Annotated in this window: 3 protein-coding genes (1 of these 3 cut by a window edge); all 3 read right to left on the bottom strand. The window is 39.8% G+C overall.

What is annotated here, in order from left to right; all coding sequences use genetic code 11:
* Window positions 1-782, bottom strand: the 5' portion of a protein-coding gene (locus Q7J27_10045) for an NAD(P)-dependent oxidoreductase (GenBank protein MDO9529489.1). It extends 145 nt beyond the left edge of the window; only the first 782 of its 927 coding nucleotides appear in the window; it begins with the start codon at window positions 780-782; its stop codon lies off the left edge, out of view.
* A complete protein-coding gene (locus Q7J27_10040) occupies window positions 783-1,319 on the bottom strand; it encodes a gamma carbonic anhydrase family protein (GenBank protein ID MDO9529488.1) in 537 nt (178 codons plus the stop codon).
* A gap of 204 nt (window positions 1,320-1,523) precedes the next feature.
* Window positions 1,524-2,432: a ribonuclease HIII gene (gene rnhC, locus Q7J27_10035; protein ID MDO9529487.1), complete on the bottom strand. Its 909-nt coding sequence runs from the start codon at window positions 2,430-2,432 to the stop codon at window positions 1,524-1,526.
* Window positions 2,433-2,500: the final 68 nt, after the last annotated feature.

The raw sequence follows: 2,500 nt of genomic DNA, 5'->3' as shown, positions 1-2,500 counted from the left end.
AAATCTGAAAACTCTAATTTCAAGGGAGGTTCAATCGAAAAAACATCAGCGGCAAAACCCAACAATTTTCCGATTTCCAAACCAGTTTTTAATGCTGATTGGAGAACTATTCCTCCTCTGGCAGTATTAATCAACCAAGAAGAATTTTTCAAAATATCAAGCGTCGTTTCATCGAAATAGTTTTTGGTTTCATGCGTAAGTGGACAATGAAAAGAGATTAAATTACACCACTTCAGTCCTTCCTTATATGGAATGGGCAGAATCCCTCTTTCAATCCAATCAGATTCGAAAAGGTATGGATCGACACCTTTGACTTCCGCTCCAAAATACTTGAGAGATTGAGCAACTCTGGTTCCCACCCTGCCAACTCCAACTATCAAAGCTTTCAAATCAGAGATTTCCCAATTGTTATTCAAACCGGATTTCCACTTTCCTTGCAGAAGATTTTGATGAGCATTCCTATGTTGTTTGAGCAAAGCAAAAATGAAAGAAATTGTATGTTCGTAAGCAGAGAGCGCATTTGCATCGGGAGTATTACAAACCTGAATATTTCTTTTTCGGGCTTCTTTTATGTCGATGTTATCAAAGCCGGTACCGGCCCGAATCAATAATTTCAATTTAGGAAATCTTTCTAAAAAAAGCTTATCAACGACTGTCTTAGTACGAATAATTATTATTTCAACATTATCTGAAGGCTGTTCGGGAAAAAAATCAGTCCAACCTTTTTCCTTAATTATCTGCCGGAAAAGTTCCGGCATTTCCTCGGCAACAAAAGTTTTCATTTATTTTTGCATTTCCAGATATTCATTTTTATAATTCACGTAATTTTGGGAAGAATGATAGATTTTTTCGATCTCCTTCTCTGTGACTGGTCGAATAACTTTAGCAGGCATTCCCATGATGAGGCTGCGAGGTGGAAATTTCTTGCCTTGTGTAACCACCGAACCTGCTGCAACAATCGATTCTTCCCCAATTTCACAACCATCCAGCAGAGTTGCATTCATACCAATCAGACAAGCATTCCCGATCGTGCAGCCATGCAGCATCACTTTATGTCCCACTGTTACGTCGTCACCGATGGTGGTGCGAAAGCCGTCACTGCAATCTTCTTTTGTGTGCTGCGTCACATGAACGACACTTAAGTCCTGGATACTGGTTCTCTTGCCGATCTTGATAAAATGTACGTCGCCCCGCACGATAGAACCAAACCAGATCGAGCTGTCAGCACCAATCTCACAGCGTCCGATCACTTCTGCAGTTGGCGCAATAAAAACACCTTTCCCAATCTTCGGTTCGTAGTTTTTGTATTTAGAAATCATAATTTTAACCTTGTTGATTCATTTAGTAAATCGATCACTTATTTCTCATCTGAATTTGGAATATTTTTCTCAACCGTTCGGAAGGTCTTTGACCGTTCGGAAGGTTTCGGAATCATAATCTAACCCTTTTATTTAACCCCTCTCTGAACCACTCAAGAGTGGTCAGATATCCCCTTGACAGGGGAGAAAATTCGGAATTTTAATTTAATTATTAATCTCATTATATGTTTTGAAATGGATTTTTGCAACTTCCGAAAGCTTAGATTTTCCATATTTGGAACTGAATTCATTGGCAACTTGAATTACTTTTGTCGAAGCACCTTTAGGAAATTCTATTTCATGTTTTTTGGAAAGCTCTTTCAGATTTTTCAGAAAAAGATAACGGGCGATGATGGAAGCAGATGCCACAGCCAAATCCTGTTCTGCCCTAACTTTGTGCTGAAGCTTGATCTCTTTCAAATCTTTTAAGGAAGAAAGCAAAGTCCGATCGCTGGCAAATTTATCCACTACCGCACCTTCAAAATCATGTTTTTTATTCAGATTAAGAATCACCCGGGCATGCATCCAGGCCAGCATTTCATTCAATTTCTTATTCGAATCCCGGAATTTCTGATAAAGTTCGTTATATTTGGCAGGCAGCAAAACGATCGTTTCAATATTCGGCATAAACCGGGCAAAAAGCTGCTTGGCAATTTTTTCGATTTCTTTGTCATTGATCTGTTTCGAATCGCGTACTCCCAATTTTATCAGGGAAGGAAGCATTGCCTTCCGGCAGATGAAACCGCACACCACCAGCGGACCAAAAAAATCTCCTTTACCGGATTCATCCGTTCCCGCCCAAACCTGCCACCTATGTTCCAGTGGATTTTCATCGATTTCCAAGTTGAGAATTTTTTGCAGAACAGGTTTTAGAGGATTATCCGGAGCCGCTCCGATTACATTGCTGATGCCTTTCTTGGCCGAATGATACACATTCAGGCTTATCTCATTTTTGCCGGAAGTAAATTTCAGCTGAACTCCGTAATTTATCTCTTTTTCATCGGAAAGAATGAGTCCCTGTTTTTCCGCATTCCTGATCAGATTCGAAATGTGTTCGAGTAAAATTTTTTCCATTAATCCCTGATGACTGCATTCCCAAAAATGACGTCCAGTTCAACTTTCAGATAATCTTCGCCTTCCAC

This window comes from Syntrophales bacterium (assembly GCA_030655775.1).
Taxonomy (GTDB): Bacteria; Desulfobacterota; Syntrophia; order Syntrophales; family JADFWA01; genus JAUSPI01.
The sequence above is the reverse complement of the archived record's forward strand: the minus strand, read 5'-3'. Positions and strand labels throughout refer to the sequence as shown.

Bases quoted from the DNA above. Each gene is read 5' to 3' on its own strand.
- Q7J27_10040 (MDO9529488.1), bottom strand. From the start codon at position 1,319: ATGATTTCTAAATACAAAAACTACGAACCGAAGATTGGGAAAGGTGTT.
- rnhC (MDO9529487.1), bottom strand. From the start codon at position 2,432: ATGGAAAAAATTTTACTCGAACACATTTCGAATCTGATCAGGAATGCG.